Annotated in this window: 13 protein-coding genes and 1 pseudogene; 8 read left to right on the top strand and 6 right to left on the bottom strand. The window is 61.7% G+C overall.

The window, feature by feature from the left end; all coding sequences use genetic code 11:
* Positions 1–9: 9 nt before the first annotated feature.
* The gene (locus tag BFW87_RS24520; protein WP_074851754.1) at positions 10–1,596 is read left to right on the top strand and encodes an ABC-F family ATPase; all 1,587 of its coding nucleotides are present in this window, start codon (positions 10–12) and stop codon (positions 1,594–1,596) included.
* 67 nt (positions 1,597–1,663) lie between these two features.
* Here the strand turns inward: BFW87_RS24520 and BFW87_RS24515 are convergent, their stop codons facing one another.
* Entirely contained in the window at positions 1,664–2,533 is an 870-nt protein-coding gene (locus BFW87_RS24515) for a hypothetical protein (RefSeq protein WP_078742293.1), read from the bottom strand.
* Between the two features lie 108 nt (positions 2,534–2,641).
* Complete coding sequence (locus BFW87_RS24510) at positions 2,642–4,594, bottom strand: MAC/perforin domain-containing protein (RefSeq protein WP_254865941.1); 1,953 nt, start codon at positions 4,592–4,594, stop codon at positions 2,642–2,644.
* Between the two features lie 169 nt (positions 4,595–4,763).
* Between BFW87_RS24510 and BFW87_RS24505 the strand changes: the two genes are divergently transcribed.
* The gene (locus tag BFW87_RS24505) at positions 4,764–8,120 is read left to right on the top strand and encodes an ATP-binding protein (RefSeq protein ID WP_078742292.1); all 3,357 of its coding nucleotides are present in this window, start codon (positions 4,764–4,766) and stop codon (positions 8,118–8,120) included.
* A gap of 107 nt (positions 8,121–8,227) precedes the next feature.
* Entirely contained in the window at positions 8,228–9,403 is a 1,176-nt protein-coding gene (locus tag BFW87_RS24500; RefSeq protein WP_078742291.1) for an MFS transporter, read from the top strand.
* Here the strand turns inward: BFW87_RS24500 and BFW87_RS24495 are convergent.
* Together BFW87_RS24495 and BFW87_RS24490 are read right to left on the bottom strand one after the other, a co-directional pair.
* Positions 9,397–10,434 carry an alpha/beta hydrolase family protein gene (locus BFW87_RS24495; protein WP_078742290.1) on the bottom strand — a complete coding sequence of 346 codons (1,038 nt, stop codon included), beginning with the start codon at positions 10,432–10,434 and terminating at the stop codon, positions 9,397–9,399. The genes BFW87_RS24500 and BFW87_RS24495 overlap by 7 nt on opposite strands.
* 241 nt (positions 10,435–10,675) lie before the next feature.
* On the bottom strand, positions 10,676–11,287 hold the full coding sequence (locus BFW87_RS24490; protein WP_078742289.1) for an FMN-dependent NADH-azoreductase: 612 nt from the start codon (positions 11,285–11,287) through the stop codon (positions 10,676–10,678).
* A 232-nt stretch (positions 11,288–11,519) separates the two neighbouring features.
* On the opposite strand from BFW87_RS24490, the gene BFW87_RS24485 reads away from it, so the two are divergent.
* The 3 genes from BFW87_RS24485 to BFW87_RS24475 all read left to right on the top strand — a co-directional run bounded on the left by BFW87_RS24485 (position 11,520) and on the right by BFW87_RS24475 (position 14,050).
* Entirely contained in the window at positions 11,520–12,710 is a 1,191-nt protein-coding gene (locus BFW87_RS24485) for an MFS transporter (RefSeq protein ID WP_078742288.1), read from the top strand.
* A 78-nt stretch (positions 12,711–12,788) separates the two neighbouring features.
* Positions 12,789–13,697: a LysR substrate-binding domain-containing protein gene (locus BFW87_RS24480; protein ID WP_078742287.1), complete on the top strand. Its 909-nt coding sequence runs from the start codon at positions 12,789–12,791 to the stop codon at positions 13,695–13,697.
* Entirely contained in the window at positions 13,694–14,050 is a 357-nt protein-coding gene (locus BFW87_RS24475) for an MmcQ/YjbR family DNA-binding protein (protein ID WP_078742286.1), read from the top strand. Before BFW87_RS24480 ends, BFW87_RS24475 begins: the two co-directional genes overlap by 4 nt.
* On the opposite strand, the gene BFW87_RS24470 is transcribed toward BFW87_RS24475, so the two are convergent.
* A complete protein-coding gene (locus BFW87_RS24470; RefSeq protein ID WP_078742285.1) occupies positions 14,039–14,422 on the bottom strand; it encodes a DUF1294 domain-containing protein in 384 nt (127 codons plus the stop codon). The genes BFW87_RS24475 and BFW87_RS24470 overlap by 12 nt on opposite strands.
* On the bottom strand, positions 14,419–15,249 hold the full coding sequence (locus BFW87_RS24465) for an undecaprenyl-diphosphate phosphatase (protein ID WP_078742284.1): 831 nt from the start codon (positions 15,247–15,249) through the stop codon (positions 14,419–14,421). Before BFW87_RS24465 ends, BFW87_RS24470 begins: the two co-directional genes overlap by 4 nt.
* Before the next feature lie 230 nt (positions 15,250–15,479).
* Between BFW87_RS24465 and BFW87_RS32660 the strand changes: the two are divergent.
* Positions 15,480–16,259: pseudogene (locus tag BFW87_RS32660) on the top strand (cache domain-containing protein); the annotation flags it as partial.
* A 120-nt stretch (positions 16,260–16,379) separates the two neighbouring features.
* A complete protein-coding gene (locus BFW87_RS32655; RefSeq protein ID WP_439848401.1) occupies positions 16,380–17,114 on the top strand; it encodes a methyl-accepting chemotaxis protein in 735 nt (244 codons plus the stop codon).
* Positions 17,115–17,332: the final 218 nt, after the last annotated feature.

Raw genomic sequence — 17,332 nt, 5'->3', positions numbered from 1 at the left:
GTAAAGTAATTGATCTCCACAGCTAACATCACCATGCAGTTCGGCGCCAAGCCGCTCTTCGAGAACGTCTCGGTCAAGTTCGGCGCTGGCAACCGTTATGGTTTGATCGGTGCCAACGGTTGCGGCAAGTCGACCTTCATGAAAATCCTCGGCGGCGACCTTGATCCGTCCGGCGGCCAGGTCATGCTGGAGCCCAATGTACGCCTGGGTAAACTGCGTCAGGACCAGTTCGCCTACGAAGAATTCACCGTGCTCGACACCGTGATCATGGGCCACGAGGAGCTGTGGAAGGTCAAGGCCGAGCGCGACCGCATCTACTCGCTGCCGGAAATGAGCGAAGACGACGGCATGGCCGTGGCCGAGCTGGAAACCGAATTCGCCGAGATGGACGGCTACACCGCCGAATCCCGCGCCGGTGAACTGTTGCTGGGGCTGGGTATCCCCCTGGAACAGCACTTCGGCCCGATGAGTGAAGTGTCCCCAGGCTGGAAACTGCGCGTATTGCTGGCGCAGGCACTGTTCTCCGACCCTGAAGTGCTGTTGCTCGACGAACCGACCAACCACTTGGACATCAACACCATTCGCTGGCTGGAAAACATCCTGACCCAGCGTTCGAGCCTGATGATCATCATCTCTCACGACCGTCACTTCCTGAACAGCGTGTGCACCCACATGGCTGACCTGGACTACGGCGAGCTGCGCCTGTTCCCGGGCAACTACGACGAGTACATGACCGTGGCGACCCAGTCCCGCGAGCAACTGCTGTCGGACAACGCCAAGAAGAAGGCGCAGATCTCCGAACTGCAATCCTTCGTCAGCCGCTTCTCGGCCAACGCCTCGAAAGCCAAGCAGGCCACCTCCCGTGCCAAGGCAATCGACAAGATCCAGCTGGCCGAAGTCAAGCCGTCGAGCCGCGTGAGCCCGTTCATCCGCTTCGAACAAACCAAAAAGCTGCACCGCCAGGCGGTCATCGTTGATCGCATGGCCAAAGGCTTCGACGGCAAGCCGCTGTTCAAGGACTTCAGCTTCCAGGTTGAAGCCGGCGAGCGCGTCGCCATCATCGGCCCGAACGGTATCGGCAAGACCACCCTGCTGCGCACCCTGGTCAACGAACTGACCCCGGACGCCGGCAGCATCAAGTGGACCGACGCCGCGGAACTGGGCTACTACGCCCAGGACCACGCGTCCGACTTCGAAGACGACATGAGCCTGTTCGACTGGATGGGCCAGTGGACCCAGGGCGAGCAAGTGATTCGTGGCACTCTGGGCCGCATGCTGTTTTCCAACGACGAGATCCTCAAGTCGGTCAAGGTCATCTCCGGTGGTGAGCAAGGCCGCATGCTGTTCGGCAAGCTGATCCTGCAAAAGCCGAACGTGCTGATCATGGACGAACCGACCAACCACTTGGACATGGAATCCATCGAAGCACTGAACCTGGCGCTGGAAAACTACCCGGGCACGCTGATTTTCGTCAGCCACGACCGTGAGTTCGTATCGTCCCTGGCCACCCGCATCATCGAGCTGAGCCCAAGCGGCGTGATCGACTTCAGCGGCACCTATGACGACTACCTGCGCAGCCAGGGCGTGGTGTTCTAAGTAACACCGGTTACGCAGATTCAAGGCTTCGCACTTGCAGAGCGCCAACGGCAACGTTGGCGCTTTTTTATTGGCCGCTCCCTTCCGCCAGGAAACCCTCCGGCGTTTCATGCCGGGTCGGGGTGCGTTCCTCATGATAGTGCGGCCTGCCCGCCTCGGATTTCATCAGGTCATGATTGGCCAGGATGGTTTCCGTCAGCAACGTGTCCTCGCCCTCCTTGAACCAACAGGCGAGCGCCGAGTTTCGATTGCCGTGCATATCGACGATCTTCAGGCGCGTGTGCGCCGGGGGTGCGCCGAGCAAAGGCGCCTCTGGGAAGTGTTGGGGCGGCAGCACCAGCGCGTCTCCGGGCCGAACCCACAGGTCGGCGAGGCAGATTTCCTCAACGAAAGGCCGCCAGCGCGCCACGCTGATAACCAGTGGCAGCCGGCCGTAGCGTGAAAAAAAGGCATGGGGAAACGCGTGGTATTCCAGGTCGGTCGGGTTGTAAGTCAGCAGCTCGCGCTGGCGCGCCAGCCCCAGATAGGGCGATTGATGCCCGGCCCATTTGCCGTAGGTGTACTGGCCCAGGATCAGTTGCTCATGGTCGAAATGGATGCACTCGCCACTGCGCAGCAAGGTCATGCCAAAGGCCTGTGCGGTCTCTTCAGTGGCCCACATCGGTTCATAACGCACTTCGCGGGCGTGGAAGTCGAACGATTTGATCGTGTAGGAACCGCTGCTGGTGGGGATTTCCCTGGGTTCCCAGGTGACGCCTGTATAGCGGGCGCCCCGCTCAAGTTCGGGGTCCTGCGGCGCGAGCTGGATCAGTCGGCCTTCTTCATGGCGCTTGAAGCGCGCCAGGCCGTGGTCGTTGTACAGGTACGGAAAGGCGCGGGTGTCGAGCTCGACCTCCGCGCCATCGCCGATAAAAGGCACACAGTTGAAGAGTTGCATGGTGGTTGCACCGTCGGGGTCCGGGTGAGACAGCCGGGGCGGCGAGGGTCTGCCGCCGGTTTAATGTCGCCGACCCGGCATCATGACCGGGTCGGCGAGTCGTTTCCTTTACTTCACCACAGCGTTAGCAGAACGGTACGGTACGCGCTGCTCGCGAAACCAGTGCAAGTCCGGCGTCGTGCCCCACTTGCGCACCGATGCCCCCTCTCCGACCCGGGTCAGGTTCTTGTGATTCATATGGAAGTGCGCCAGCAGCAGGTGAAAGACCGGATCACTGCGGCGGTCCCAAACCACATCGTACTCTTGCTTGCCTGCGCTCATGGGCTGGAGGCGGCAATCCTTCTCGTCAGGGTCGCCTTGCAGGCAGGTGCCTGTCTGGTAGTTGATCAACTGGGTGGGACGATGGATGGCGGGGTCGGTATTTTCCAGTTCGAGCATGTACCACAGTTGCCCGGGATTGTGCTCATCCGGTTTTTGCATGGCTAACCGGTCCTCATGCGTTGCGTCCATGGCCAGCGCGCGTTTCTCGCCGGTATTGCTGCGCACGACATACAGCACGGTTTTCGGGTCTTCGAGGGTCTTGCCCGCCTGAACCACTTTCACCCGCCCGAACGAGTCATAAGCCAGGCGTACCGAAACCTTCACGGTTGGGCTGAGGCTGACTCCCGGCTGACCGAAACCGACGATCAGGCCGTCGACCCCTTCATCCCTAAGGTCGTTACCAGCCAGCACGTAAGTCAGGCCGCAGTGCGGGTTAGGCTGGCTTTTCTCGGTGAGGTGTTCCCAGCGTTGCAATATTCTCTCACTGGCCCCGTGCAGGAGCAGCGCTTCGAGCATTGAAGCGCTTGGGAAGTGCTTTTTATCCCGTGGCCAGCGTTCGGTTGCCAACAGCAACTTGTCCCGGCTCTTTTGCTTGAGCAGCAGGGCGAGTGCGTCCCAGAACTGCGTGAAGGCGTCCTGGGAGGCATCCGCCGCTGGAGGGTAGTGGAAGCTTTCGCTGGTCTCTTTAGTGCTGCTGTTGACGAAAATCATGCGCAAGGCCGGGCCGTTTGCCGCAACGTGGGTCGTGGCCGAAACACTGGAGCGCCCGATAACGATGACAGATGTTTTCCAATTGGCGCTGATTTCTACCTTATCGCTGGTGTACCACTGGTAGGCCTCTTCCAGGGCATTGCGGGTCTCCCCTTCCTTGACGAAGCGGTAGATGGGCGTGAGTCGCACCTCTACAACCCGCGGCGCATTGGCCAGGGATTTACGCCATTCCTTGAAGTCTTCGTAGCAGTTGGTGGGGGCCGCATCGTTGAAGCTGATGGAGTGGGTGCCGCCTTGAGTCGTCAGGCTGACACGGCGGTGGGCCAGGTGTTTCTTGATTTCTTCGGAAATTGACGTCGTGGCCTTCGCACTGACGAAGGTGCCGTACTCGGCCTTGATCATCGCGTCGAGGGTGTTTTTTTCACTGGTATAAGTCTTGAGGACGGTCATCGCGTAGTTCAGCGCGCCTCCCACGACCACCTCGTTGACGATGTCGACACCGAAGTCGACAAAGAAATTGAAGAACGGCTTGGGGTTGGCCGGATCGAAACGCTGGGGCAGCTCCTTGACCCGCGTCTGGAATGCCTCGGTACTGTTCGCCGGGTTGACCTCGAAGGCCAGCTTCCACAAGCGCACGGTGTGGCTGTAGATGGCCGCCTCACGCTCTTCAAGTTTTTTGACCTGGGTGCCGAAGGTCATCTCGAAGCCACCGGAAAACGCCCCGTATCGGCCAGAGACTTCGACGCTGGACTGGGTGTGCTTCTCGTATTCATCCCTCGAACTGAAGGTTTCAGTGAAGTAGTTTTCCGACGTCACCTGGGTCACGTTGACGTGTTTACCCACGTTGTACTCCGTGCCATTGCACAGAACCGAGCGTTTGCCGGCCTCCGTGTCACCCACCTTGTGGCACTCCTTGCCGGCTTCGGCCCAGTCCAGCCGGTTCAAACCCCGCCCCAGCAGCTGTGAGCCGTCGATATCCCGAGCTGTAGTGCCCGCGCTGCCTGCGCCGTCCGTCATCACGTTGTTCATCGCCTTCTCCTTTGATCCTGGTGTGATCAGTTGGGCTCAACTGATGGGGGCCAGTATCTGAAGCGCGGTGTCATCGAGACAGTCCAGAGCAGTGTCAGTGTGGTATCAGTTTGGTATCAGATGTGGAGTACACTCAACCGGCTGCCCAGGTACCGCCGAGACGATAGAGATGGACGCCAAACAGACCACGTTTGCCGTTTTGCCCCAGCAGGCCCCGACGGTTTCCGACGGGCGCGTGCTGCTGGATGCCGCGTTGTTGAAAGGGTTGCGCAAACAGCGCGGCCTCAGCCAGGAAACCCTGGCCGAGGCCTGCCTGAACCGCCACTTGTGTGTATCCATCGCTTCCATCAAACGTGCCGAGACCGGCAAGCCTGTGCTCTATCGAACCGCCCGCCATCTGGCCACCGCGTTCCAGATCGACGTCGAGGCGTTGCTCGGGCATTCGGCCACTCGCGCCCTGGTGGAAGTCGAACAGTCGATGACCGAGCTGCACAACACGGTGCTGGCAGCGCAGTCATTGCGCCAGTTCGATGACGATGTGATCCGCTATGTGCTGCAACTGAGCTTTGAAATGGAGGCGCCGGGCGCGCCGGTCAGCCCGGAGCAACAGGCATCCCGGGTGGCGGAAATCGAGCGGCTGATCCGGCAGTTCGGCGGCGTGCCAATGGCGCGTGAGGGCGGCATCGTGGTCGCCCGGTTCGGCGCCCCGCAAGCCTACCGCAGCGACAGCGAACGCGCGCTGCTCTGTGCCCTGGCCCTGAGCCGAGAACAGTTTGCCAGGCCTGACCAGGGCATTGTGCTGCAACTGGTGCGCAACAACGAAGAGGCCTCGGCGATGGGCGAAGCACTGCGCCAGTTGCGCGAGCACAACCGTCGCGACCCGCACGGCAATGCACCGGTGAATGTGGCCCAGGGGTTGGTGGAGCAGCTTCGCGTGCGTTTCGAGTTCTCCCAGGCTGATGAGCCCTTCCCCGCTTATCGCCAATGCCTGCGCTTGCGTCACCTTGACGAGAATGCCTCGCGCCCCTTGGTGGGTCGTACCGTTGAAGTGCAGCAGTTCAAGGCCGTGATCGAGGCCACCCAGGCCTATCAGGACGGGCATGCGGTGTATGTCCGCGGCATGGCCGGTATCGGCAAGACACGCCTGGTCACCGAGTTTTTCGAGATGGCCCGGCAAGGCGGTTTCGCCTGCCATCGCAGCGACGTGCTGGACTTCGGCATGGACAACGCGTTGTGGCCCCTGGGGCAGTTGGTGCGCAGCCTGCTCGGCCTCGACTCGCCTCGACAAAGCGCTGCGCCCGAATGGGAACGCGGCATGCTGCATTTGAAGCTGGCGGACGAGCACCAACTGTTCCTGAGGGTGCTGACCGGCGTGCACCGCGCCGACGAGCCGCCCAGGCACTCCCTCGCGCAGTACGCGGCGATGAGCAGCGAGGTGCGAACCCAGGGCTTGCTCTCGGCGCTTTTACAGTTGCTGCGGCGGCTGGCGGTGCACCAACCCTTGTTGATCTGCATCGAGGACTTGCACTGGGCAGATGTCGCGCTGTGCGCGTTGCTGGGCAAACTGCTCGAAGCGACCGACGAGGTGCCGGTGGTCTGGCTGTTGACCTCACGCCATGAAGGCGACCCGTTGCAAAGCGCCCTGCGCCCTTACTCCAGCAACCCCATGAGCTTGCTGGATATCGCGCCGATCCGGGCGCGCGAAGCCAGCCTGCTGGCCGACCAGTTCAGCGAGGTCGACCCGGCCTATCGGGCCGACTGCGTCAAGCGTGCCCAAGGCAGCCCGTTGTACCTGACGCAATTGCTGTCGAGCCGCGAAGGAGTGTTCCCGGACAGCCTGCGGCACCTGATCCAGACCCGTTTTGACCGACTGCAACCCGAGCATCGGCATGCCCTGCGGTATGCCGCGATCTTCGGCAACCGCTGCGAGCTGGCGCTGTGGCGCGAGGCGCTGGGGCAACCGAAGTATCGGCCAGGCACGGACATGTGCGAAGGCCTGCTACGGGAAACCGAGCCGGGTCGCTACCTGTTCGTGCATGACCTGGTCATGCACTGCCTCTACGATGCGATGCCCGATGCCCTGCGTGAACAGTTGCACCGCGAAGTGGCAAAGCTGTACCGCGAGCGCGATCGCAGCCTGTATGCGCAACACCTGTTGCTGGCCAAGGATCCGGCAGCCTTTGATGCAGTGCTGCTGGCCATGGAGGAAAGGCTCCAGGCCTGCCAATACGACAGCGTGCTGGCACTGGGCCTGCAAGCGGCGGCGTTCGTCGAGCGCGCCGCCGGCAGCTTTACCCTGGCTTTGCGCTGTGGCCAGGCCCATTGCGGCCTGGGGGAAATCGCCCGCGCGCGGGAGTTTTTCCAGAGCGCCCTGGCCCTTGCCGAACAACCGCAGGAACGGATCGAGGCGGCTCTGGAGCTGGCACCGGTGCTCAATACCCTCGACTGCCTTGAGGAAGAGGAGCACCTGATCGAACAGATACTGCCCGGCGCTCAAGCGTTACAGGCACACACGGCATTGGCTCGTTTGTATCAGCTGCGCGGTGATATTTACTTTCCACGGGGCGACTACGCCGAGTGCCGTCGCCTGCATGAGGAATCGCTGTCGTACTCGCGCATCGCGGCAAACCTGGAAACCGAGGCCAAGGCACTTGGCGGCATCGGTGACTCCTACTACGCCCAGGGGCGGATGCAGACCGCCTATGAGGTCTTTGACCAGTGCGTACGGGTGTGCGAACGGCACGGGCTGAGCCATGTTGAGGCCGGTAATCGCAGCGCGCGCGGCTCGACGCTGTTTTACCTGGGCCAGCCCGAGCAGGCCTTGCGCGATGCGATGGACGCTGCGGGGTCCAGCCGCCAGATCGGCAACCGCCGCGCGGAAGTCTTCTCCCGACTGACCGCCGCCTGGGTGCTGGTGGCCACGGGGCGGGACGAGCAGGCCGGGGAGGAATTGGCAGAGGCCCTGACAGTGGCTCGCAGCATTGGCGCCAGCCGCTTCGAGGCGATTCTGCTGGAGGGTTTGGCCCGTGTCGCGTTGCGCCAGAACGAACGCGACCGGGCGCACGTATTGATCCAGGAGGCCGTGGGTTTGGTGGAGCGCTTTGCATTGCAGCGCTACATCGGCCCCTGGATCTACGGCAGCCTGGCCTTGATCGTCGACGACGCCGCACTCAGCGCCCAGGCGCTGGTGCAGGGCGAGGCGTTGCTCACGCAAGACTGCCTGGCGCATAACGCCCTGCGTTTCAGAGTGGCAGCGGCTGAAACCTGCCTGCTCAGCGGCGATTTCGCCCAGGCCAGCCGGCATGCCCAGGGCCTGGCCGCCGTCGCCAGCGCCGCGCCTTGTGCCTGGGTCAGCCATCATGTGCGCTTGATCGAGGTGGCGAGTCGATGCCTGCAAAACCGCGATGGCTCACCTGCGGAACAGATGAAAGTGTTAGAGCGCGAATCCGCGCGCTTGGGCTTCTTGGCGACGATGCCGCGTTTGATGCAACGCCTGAGCCTTACGGGCGAGCGCGATCGGCACTGATTGGGGGTGATAAAAAAGCGCCTGCCGTAACAAAGTAGTTAGCCTGCTTTCTTTTCCCTCAGACCCTTGCGATCATGCCCTCACCGCCCGCCCGCGAACGAGTTCCCATGCCTGCCGCCACCCCCACTTCACTGTCGGTCACCCTGCAGATCGTCTCCATCGTCTTCTACACCTTCATCGCGTTTATCTGCATCGGCCTGCCGATCGCGGTGATCCCGGGCTATGTGCACGAGCAACTGGGCTTCAGCGCGGTAGTGGCCGGGGTAACCATCGGCTCGCAATACCTGGCCACCCTGCTCAGCCGCCCCATGGCCGGGCGTATGTCGGACAACGTCGGTACCAAACGCGCGATTGTGTTGGGCTTGGCGGGGATTCTGGTCAGCGGCGTACTGACGTTTTTTGCGACGCTGGTCGAGAGCATGCCCGGGTTGAGCCTTGGGATTTTGATCGTCGGGCGACTGTTGCTGGGCGTGGCCCAGGGCCTGATCGGGGTGGGCACCATCAGTTGGTGCATGGGCGCGGTCGGCGCCGAACACACCGCGCGCTCAATCTCCTGGAATGGCATCGCGTCCTACGGCGCTATCGCAATTGGCGCGCCGTTGGGCGTGGTGATGGTCGCTGAGTACGGCTACACCAGCCTCGGCATCGCGCTGTCGGTCCTGGCGGCGCTGGGCTTGGTGCTGATTCGCAACAAACCGTCGGTGCCGGTGGTGCGCGGCGAACGGCTGCCGTTCTGGAACGTATTCGGGCGCATCGCTCCGTTTGGCGCCAGCTTGTGCCTGGCGTCGATCGGCTACGGCACGCTGACCACCTTTATTACCCTGTATTACCTCAATCGCGGCTGGACCGGCGCAGCGTACTGCCTCACGGTGTTTGGCGTGTGCTTTATCCTGTCGCGCCTGGTGTTTATCTCGGCCATCAGCCGTTTCGGCGGCTTCAGCGCGGCGATTGCGTGCATGACCATCGAGACGTTTGGCCTGACCCTGCTGTGGCTCGCGCCGTCCACCGGCGTTGCGTTGATCGGCGCCGGGCTGACCGGTTTCGGCTTGTCGCTGGTGTACCCCGCGCTCGGCGTGGAGGCCATCAAGCAAGTGCCCAACAGCAGCCGTGGCGCCGGGTTGAGCGCTTACGCAGTATTTTTTGATCTGGCCCTGGCGATTGCCGGGCCGTTGATGGGCGCCGTGGCGCTGAACCTCGGCTACGGCTGGATTTTCTTCTGCGCGGCGCTGCTGTCAGTCACAGCCCTCGGCGTGACGGTGATGCTCAAACGGCGCGCTTATTGATCAGCCGTCTGCAAGCCCGCACGGGTCGACTGGCCGAGGGTGTGGACGAAGAAACGTCCCGCCTCTGAGACCAGGTCGCGATGGATGCCTTCGCGGTCGACGCCATCGGCGTCCGTGCAAACAGCCGGCATGGCTGCCAGTTGATCGCTGTCACACGGCGCCATAAACACAAAGTGCCCTGCCCCGGCCAACAGTTTGAAATCCGGCGGTTCCGGCAGCTTGCGCGCCAGGGCGGCGGCGTTCTTGTCCACAGCCACCAGCTTGTCGCCATCGCCGCTGTAAAGCAGCACAGGCACGTGCACGTCGGCCAGGGTGTGGCGACCGAACATCAAACTCAGCGGCGCCATCAGCATCAAAGCGTGGATACGCGGGTCGGCTTGCGGTTGCAGGTCGTCACGGTCGACCACCAACTCGCCTTTGGTGGTGCAGGCGTCGCGGTCTTCCGGGCGTTCCTGGCAATAGCGGCGCAGGCGATCGAAATCAGGCTTGGCACCGGCCAGAATCAACGCGGTTTCGCCACCGGCCGAATAGCCGATCACGCCAACCTGATCAACGTTGACGAACGGCGACAGCATCGGGTCGCCAAGGGTGGCGGTAATCGCTTCGGAAATCTGAATCGGCCGTCCGTACAAATTGCTCACGGTGCCCAGTCGGCTGTGATCCTTGTAGTTGTCCCCGGGGTGCAGCACCGCCACCACCACAAAGCCTTTGCGCGCCAGCGACGTCGCCAGGTCGTGCAGCGCCAACGGCGTGCCGGTGTTGCCGTGGGACAGCATCAGCATCGGGAAGCGCCCCATGGCGACTTTCGAATCTTCAGTGGCCGCGACGTTGTAAGGGCCCAACTGCGTGGAGTGCGCATCGTCGGTAGAGGGGTAAAACGCGATGGCCTTCATCGGCTGCAGATCCAGCGGGTCGAGAAAGCTCATACGGTGAAAGCCCACACTCCAATGCGGGTGCGGCGCAGGTGCGGCTTGCACTGAAATCAGGCCGCCGAGCAAGGAAAGAACCAAAACAGCACAAAGACGCATCATGGGGATGTCCACCTTTGCTGCGCAGCTACGTTCAACATCCGCCGCATGTCTAGTTGAAAAGTCCATGGTTCAAGGCGCTCGCACCGGGTGGTATACCCATGTGTGCATAACCTGGGCCAAAGTAGAGACAGCGGGCAAACGAAAAAACTCCGTATTCCGGTCGTTTTGAGGCGATCAGAATACAGAGTTTAGGCGCCCGGTTTCAGATTGATACCGGGCAACGGTGAAATTTACACAAGCCTTACGCGGCGGCGAACAATTGTTCGTTGATGACTACGTTGGCGTCGCTCAAGGACTTGGTGCGGAACTCATCGCCATAGGCCAGGCCTTGGGCGCGAACGAATTCGATGTCGGTGATGCCGAGGAAGCCGAACATCAGCTTCAAGTAGTCTTCGTGACCCACGTTGCTTGGCTGGCCAGCATGCAGGCCGCCGGCGGTGGACACGATGATCAGTTTCTTGCCGCCGCACAGGCCTACCGCACCGGCTTCGGAGTAACTGAAGGTCTGGCCGGCGACGGCGATGCGGTCGATCCAGGCCTTGAGTTGGGACGGCACCGAGAAGTTGTACATCGGTGCGCCAATGACCACGGCGTCAGCGGCAATGAACTCAGCCAGCGACGATGCGCTCAACTGAGCTTCGTGCTGTTGTACGGCGTCACGCAATTCGGCAGCGGTGCCCAGAGCGCCCAGGCTCAGGCCGGATAAATGGCTGATGCCTTCGCTCGCCAAGTCACGGTACGTCACTTCCACGCCCGGCTCGGCCGCTTGCCAGGCCTTGACCACACTGGCGGTGAGCGCGCGGGAAGCCGAGTTGTCGCCGAGGATGCTGGAATCGATATGCAACAGTTTCATGCGGGATCTCCAAGTGAGGATCGCGACGAGGCGATCAAGTGAAGTTGATCCTACAGATGAACCCAATAAACGATTAGAGGGTGTAAATGCGATTGTTTGTCCCACTGACAGGACAATCCGAATTCAGTCGAAATCCAATCCTATAAGGTTGTTGCCCAATCCTCTGCAGCGCTGGATTTCAGCCACGCTTCACTTCATTCTCGCCGCAGTTCCGACAGCCACTGGGCGCACCATGCACGCACACTCCCCCACCCTGACCAAAGGGCTGACCCTGATTCTCGCGATCTGCTGCGGGTTCTCGGTTGCCACGATTTACTACAACCAGGCCATGCTGCCGCTGATTGCCAACACGTTTGAGGTGTCCACCGCCCACGTTGGCCAGATCGCGATGCTCACCCAACTCGGCTACGCCAGCGGCTTACTGCTGTTTGTACCGCTGGGTGACCGCATCAGCCGGCGCACGCTGATCCTCGCCGTGCTGTGCATCAACTTCGTCGCCCTGCTGGCGTCAGCTACGGCGCCTTCGTATGCCTGGCTGCTGGTGGCGAGTGTGCTGCTGGGGCTGTCGGGGATCAGTGCCCAAGTGATCATTCCAGCCGCGTCCGACCTCAGTGAGCCGTCGCAGAAAGGCGCGGTATTGGGTTTGATGGTCAGCGGCTTGTCGGCCGGCGGCCTGCTGGCGCGTACGGTCAGCGGCGTGGTCAGCGGCTGGCTGGGTTGGCGCGGCATGTTTGCGCTGGCGGCGGCCCTGGATGTGCTGCTGTTCATGGCGATCCTGACGCGCATGCCCGTGTCGGTCTCCACCAGCAAGCTGGCGTATGGAGCCTTGCTCAAATCCTTGTGGGGCCTGGCGACAAACTACCCGACCCTGCGCCAATCAGCGCTCAAGGCTGCTCTGGTATTTGGCGCGCTAAACGTGTTCTGGGGCTCGATGGCAGCGCTGCTCGCGGCGCAGCCTTACGGTTTTTCCAGCGCCCAGGCGGGCTTGCTCGGGCTGTCGGCGATCGTCGGCATCCTGTGTGCCACGAAGATTGGCCAACTCACCCGGAGCCACCGAAGCCTGCTGGAGCTGGTGGGCATCGGCACGGTACTCACGGCTTTCGTGCTGATCTATGCGTTCGGGCCGCGCGGCTGGTGGGTGCCGGTTCTGGTGGCCGCGACCTTTCTCGACCTGGGCAACCGCATCAACCAACTGGCCAACCAGACCCGCGTGCTGGCACTGGAGCCTTCCGCCACCAGCCGCCTGAACACCGTGTTTATGGTGGTTTACTTTATCGGCGGCGCACTCGGCTCCGCGGCGGGTGCATTCGCCTCGGAACATTACGGCTGGCAAGGCCAGGCCATCACAGGCGCTGGGTTTGCCGGGCTGGCCCTGTTGATCACGCTGCTCAGTGGGACGAAGGGCAAATCGACGCCGGCATAGACGCCCACATTATTTGAGCTGGATTTGCCCCCGCCACACGCGGATAGTTCGTCCTACTGACAGGACAACGGGCTGAACATGCAAGACCTCAACGACCTTTACTATTTCGCCAAAGTCGTGGAAGCCGGCGGTTTCGCGGCGGCAGGCCGGATGCTGGGGATTCCCAAATCACGCTTGTCGCGGCGCATTGCCGAGCTGGAAGAACGTCTCGACGCACGTTTGCTGCAACGCACCACACGCCAATTGACCCTGACCGCCGTCGGCGAACGCTATTTGCGCCATTGCCAGGCAATGCTGCTGGAAGCGGAAATGGCCGACGAGGCCGTGGCCAGCATGTCCAGCGAACCCCGCGGGCGGCTGCGTGTCAGTTGCCCGGTGGGGATGGCCCAACACATGCTGCCGGAAATGGTCGCGGGCTTTCTCGCCGCCCACCCCCTGGTGCAGCTGGAAATGACCCTGGTCAACCGCCGTGTCGACCTCGTGGCCGAAGGCATCGACGTGGCGCTGCGTGTGCGCGAGCTGGGCGATGAAGACCCGTTGCTGGTGACCAAACGCCTGCGGCAGGCGCAGACGATCCTGGTGGCCAGCCCCGAATTCCTGCAAGGCCGGCCGATCAGCACACTGGAAGACCTCAAGCAATTGCCGATCCTCGGCGCGCTGGAACCCGACCGCCTGGTTCACGTGCGGCTGCTCAACCCTCAAGGCAACACCGAAGAATTATCGATGGAAGCCCGACTGGGTATCGACGACTTCATCGTACGCAAAGCCTGCGCCCTCAAAGGCTTGGGTTTTACCGTACTGCCGATGATGTATTGCGAAGAGGAGGTCGCCAACGGCCAACTGGTGCAACTGCTGCCGGACTGGTCCTTGCCAGGCGGCTGGTTGCAGGCCGTGTACCCGCACCGCCGTGGCGTGCTGCCAGCGATTCGGGCGTGGATCGACTACCTGGAAGAAGCCTTCAAGGGCTGCGGAGATCGCTTGCTATGAACATGACCGAGGAGCAGGTCGCGACGTTTTGCCTGGGCCTGCCCGGCGCGCGGGAAGACTACAAATGGGGCGGCGTACGCGTGTTCTCGATTGCCGGCAACAAGATGTTCGCCCTGCAAAACCTGCGCGGCGAATCGCTGGCGTTCAAGGTCGACAAGGAATTGTTCCTGGGCCATGTGGACCGCCCCGGCATCCACCCGGCGCCGTATCTGGCACGCGCGCAGTGGATCATCATGAACACGCCCTACCCGTTGGGCGCCGACGAACTGCGTGGCTTGTTGCAGCGCTCCCACCAGTTGGTGGTGAGCAAACTGCCCAAGCGCACACAGGTCGGTTTGTTGTTAGAGCACTGACAGCAGCGTGCCGCCGAGGAACAACTGGTCGAGCCAGAACACCTGGTGCAGCAACACGATCACCCAGAACAGCACCTGATAAGACACTTTGCGCGTCTTGTGGCGGAACACTTGCTGGGCGATCAACGCGCCCGGCCAGCCGCCCGCCAGTTCCACGGCGTGCAGGATGTTTTCCGGCGTGCGCCGACCCTCGGTCTGTGCCTTGCGCTTGTCGTTCCAGTACAGCAAATACGCCACCACGCTGACCACGCCGTAAGCCGCCAGCGGGATCACCGTCTCGCCGCGATGCCACAACAACGCCGAACCCAGCAGCGGCGCCGCGCACAACAGCACAAAGATCAGCGCCTTCAAGCGTGGGTGCTGAATGTTCATGGCTTGACCGCAGACCAGTCGATCCAGCCGAACTGCCAGGTGCCCAAAATCACCAGGCCGAATGCGATCCGGTACCAGGCAAACGCTGCATAGCTGTGGCTGGCGATGAACTTGAGCAAGGCCTTGACCGCAATCATCGCGAAGATGAACGAGGTGACGAAACCGATGGCGAAGACCGGCAGGTCGTCCGGCTGAAACAGGTGACGGTATTTGTAACCCGAATACAGCGCTGCACCGACCATGGTCGGCATGGCCAGGAAGAACGAAAACTCGGTGGCCGTCTTGCGCGACAGGCCGAACAGCAGGCCGCCGATAATCGTCGCCCCCGAACGCGAGGTGCCCGGAATCATTGCCAGGCACTGGGCAATACCGACTTTAAGTGCGTCTTTCCAGGTGATTTCGTCCACGGTTTGCGCATGCACCGCATGCTGGCGACGCTCCGCCCACAACATGATGACGCCACCCACCACCAGGGCCGTGGCCACGGTGATCGGGTTGAACAGGTAGTGCTTGATCAGGTCGGCAAAAATCACTCCCAACACCACGGCCGGCATCACGGCAATGATCAGGTTGACGGTGAAACGCTGTGCGTTGCGCTGGGTCGGCAGGCCGATGACCACGTCAAGGATCTTGCGCCGAAACTCCCAGACCACTGCCAGGATCGCGCCCAGTTGAATGATGATGTTGAACGCTTCAAAGCGTTCGCCGCCGAAGCCGATCAAGTCGGCCACGATGATCTGGTGGCCGGTGCTGGAGATCGGCAGGAACTCCGTCAACCCCTCCACCACGCCCAGTATCAATGCCTGTATGGCGGTCCAAAGATCCATATTTCCCCCAAAGGTCATGCCCGCGGCATGCCTCGTTAGTCTTTTTTAGTGGTTCACTGACGCAAGGTGCGCTGAAGGCCAGGCATTCGATGAACAATGCCGGACTGCAAAAATTCCGTGAAAAATCAGGCAGTACTCAGGTTTTTCGCACATTGGCCGAAAGCCTATCAGACACGCCGGAAATGTCGATGCAGCACCCACAATTATAAAAAGCATGGAGTGACAGGACGATGAACAGTTTGCGCAGCATGTCGATCAGCCGCCGTTTGTGGCTGATCCTGATAGTCGCCGTGTTGATGCTGCTGACCCTGGGGCTCCTGATGCTCAAGCAGATCCACGATGACCTTTACCAGGCCAAGCGCCAGCAAACCCAGCACGTGGTGCAAACCGCCAGCGGCGTGCTCGCCTACTACCAGAACCTTGAAAAAACCGGCGTGCTGACCCGCGACGCCGCACAACAGCAAGCCTTGAGCGCCGTGCGTGGCCTGCGCTACGACCATGACGACTATTTCTGGATCAACGACCTGACGCCCGTGATGATCATGCACGCGGCCAACCCCAAGCTCGACGGCCAGAACCTCTCGGCCATCCGCGACCCGGACGGGTTTGCGGTGTTCAACGAATTCGTGATCCTGGCCAAGGCCAAGGGCGCCGGCATCGTCAACTACCGCTGGCCGAAACCCGGTGCCGAGGCGCCGGTGGAAAAAACCTCGTATATCCAGCTGTTCGAGCCGTGGGGCTGGATCATCGGCTCCGGCGTGTACGTGGATGATGTGCAGGCCGAGTTCAAGGGCCAGGTGTGGAAGGCCTCGTTGATCGGTTTGGCGATCGCCGCGGTCATGGCGTTGCTGGTGACGCTGATCGCGCGCAGCATCGTGCAGCCGTTGCAGGCAGCAGTGAATGCCATGGCCAATATTGCCAGCGGCGAAAGCGACCTGACCCGCAGCCTCGATACCCATGGCAATGATGAAGTCACCCAACTGTCGCGGCACTTCAACAGCTTTACCGCCAAGCTGCGGCAGGTGGTCGGCCAACTGCAGGTGTGCGCCAACGCGCTGGGCCAGTCCTCGACCGAGCTGGGGGACAACGCCACGCAAGCCCATGACCGCAGCCAGCAACAGTCGCAACAGATGGAGCTGGTGGCCACGGCCATCAATGAAGTGACCTACGGCGTGCAGGACGTGGCAAAAAATGCCGAACACGCCGCCAGCGAAATGCGCGATGCACAGGCCCAGGCGCAACAGGGCCAGGTGAATATCGACAGCAGCTTGCAGCAGATTGACCAGCTTTCCGGCACCATCAGCCAGGCGGTGGACGTGATTCGCACCCTGTCCAGCGAAAGCACGCAGATTGGCGGGGTGCTGGAGGTGATTCGCTCCATCGCTGACCAGACCAACTTGCTGGCCCTTAACGCCGCCATTGAAGCGGCGCGTGCCGGCGAGCAAGGTCGGGGGTTTGCTGTGGTGGCCGACGAAGTTCGGCTGCTGGCTCAGCGCACGCAAAAATCCACTGCTGAAATTCAGGTGATGATTGAGCGGTTGCAGGGGCATTCGGAGGCGGCCGTTAAGGTGATCAGCGACAGCCACAGCGCGTCGCAATTGACCATCGAACAGGCGGGTCAGGCGGGTGAGAGCCTTAATGCGATTGGGCAGGCATTGCGTAACCTCAATGGGTTGAATGCTTCGATTGCCAGCGCTACGTTGCAACAGGCGCATGTGGTGGAGGACATCAACCAGAATGTGACCCAGGCGGCGGGGTTATCGCATAGCACGGCGTTGGCGGCGGAGCAGTCGAGCGTGGCGAGTGCGCAGTTGCGGGGGCTCAGCGAGCAACTCGACAGCTTGCTGCGGCAATTCCGGATCTAGCACGACGCCATATGTGGGAGCTGGCTTGCCTGCGATGGCGGTTTGTCTGTCGGTGTATATATCCGTTGCTGCGGTAACGGCCGCCTAGGGTTCCGCCCTTACGGCGGGTCACTTTTGGAAAAGAGCCCCAAAAGTAACCAAAAGGGCTCTTGCCCCAACACTCGGCACCTCGCCTAGGCTCGGTGTGCCCTCACTCCGGCTTGAATCCGTGGGCCGCC

The sequence above is a fragment of the Pseudomonas fluorescens genome, assembly GCF_002022275.1.
GTDB classification, from domain to species: Bacteria; Pseudomonadota; Gammaproteobacteria; order Pseudomonadales; family Pseudomonadaceae; genus Aquipseudomonas; species Aquipseudomonas fluorescens_AJ.
The sequence above is the reverse complement of the archived record's forward strand: the minus strand, read 5'-3'. Positions and strand labels throughout refer to the sequence as shown.

Bases quoted from the DNA above. Each gene is read 5' to 3' on its own strand.
- BFW87_RS24515 (WP_078742293.1), bottom strand. From the start codon at position 2,533: ATGCAACTCTTCAACTGTGTGCCTTTTATCGGCGATGGCGCGGAGGTC.
- BFW87_RS24510 (WP_254865941.1), bottom strand. From the start codon at position 4,594: ATGAACAACGTGATGACGGACGGCGCAGGCAGCGCGGGCACTACAGCT.
- BFW87_RS24505 (WP_078742292.1), top strand. From the start codon at position 4,764: ATGGACGCCAAACAGACCACGTTTGCCGTTTTGCCCCAGCAGGCCCCG.
- BFW87_RS24500 (WP_078742291.1), top strand. From the start codon at position 8,228: ATGCCTGCCGCCACCCCCACTTCACTGTCGGTCACCCTGCAGATCGTC.
- BFW87_RS24495 (WP_078742290.1), bottom strand. From the start codon at position 10,434: ATGATGCGTCTTTGTGCTGTTTTGGTTCTTTCCTTGCTCGGCGGCCTG.
- BFW87_RS24490 (WP_078742289.1), bottom strand. From the start codon at position 11,287: ATGAAACTGTTGCATATCGATTCCAGCATCCTCGGCGACAACTCGGCT.
- BFW87_RS24485 (WP_078742288.1), top strand. From the start codon at position 11,520: ATGCACGCACACTCCCCCACCCTGACCAAAGGGCTGACCCTGATTCTC.
- BFW87_RS24480 (WP_078742287.1), top strand. From the start codon at position 12,789: ATGCAAGACCTCAACGACCTTTACTATTTCGCCAAAGTCGTGGAAGCC.
- BFW87_RS24475 (WP_078742286.1), top strand. From the start codon at position 13,694: ATGAACATGACCGAGGAGCAGGTCGCGACGTTTTGCCTGGGCCTGCCC.
- BFW87_RS24470 (WP_078742285.1), bottom strand. From the start codon at position 14,422: ATGAACATTCAGCACCCACGCTTGAAGGCGCTGATCTTTGTGCTGTTG.
- BFW87_RS24465 (WP_078742284.1), bottom strand. From the start codon at position 15,249: ATGGATCTTTGGACCGCCATACAGGCATTGATACTGGGCGTGGTGGAG.
- BFW87_RS32655 (WP_439848401.1), top strand. From the start codon at position 16,380: ATGGAGCTGGTGGCCACGGCCATCAATGAAGTGACCTACGGCGTGCAG.